The following is a 565-nucleotide window of genomic DNA, read 5'->3' as shown; positions in this document are numbered from 1 at the left end:
CTACGTTTGCAAATGAAAAGGAACGGAATTTGATAGATGTGTGTACTTTAAAAAATATAAATAATTAATAATCATTTTTTGTGTCACTTTGGGGTGTACTTCCCTGAAAAAGGTTGTCACTTAGGAACAAACAGAAGTGACAATGAAACGTAAGACAAGAATTGAACGTGTGTATAATGAGGACACTGGTTGGTTTGAGACCCGTGAGGTAGAGTTGAATAGCTACTCTTTTACAGATGATGATCGTATCATGATAGTTCGAGAGTATATGGAGAGTGGGCTCCCAGCAGAAGAAATCATCAAGAAATACTATATAAGCAGTCGTACAGTGCTATTTTCTTGGATGGATAAGTTCTTAAATGAAAAAGATTTGTTATCTTTGCCGCCAGAAGACCAAAACCGTGACGATATGGCAAAGACAACAAATGAACAGTTGAAAGAGAAAGATGCAGAGATTAAGCGTCTCCGCAAGGCTTTGGAGTTAGAGAAGCTTCGCTCTAAGGCATTCTCCACCATGATTGACCTCGCAGAAGAAACCTTCAATATTCCTGTGAGAAAAAAATCT

At 37.9% G+C, this 565-nt stretch carries 1 protein-coding gene; it reads left to right on the top strand.

Annotated elements, in window-relative coordinates; translation table 11 throughout:
- Positions 1-142: 142 nt before the first annotated feature.
- The coding region (locus RF640_RS19070; protein ID WP_368828673.1) for a hypothetical protein at positions 143-565 on the top strand (423 nt) is incomplete at its 3' end.

This window comes from Kocuria sp. CPCC 205231, from assembly GCF_040980965.1.
GTDB classification, from domain to species: domain Bacteria; phylum Actinomycetota; class Actinomycetes; order Actinomycetales; family Micrococcaceae; genus Kocuria; species Kocuria rosea.
Note: the sequence above shows the minus strand (reverse complement) of the source record. Positions and strands in the feature narration are given on the sequence as shown.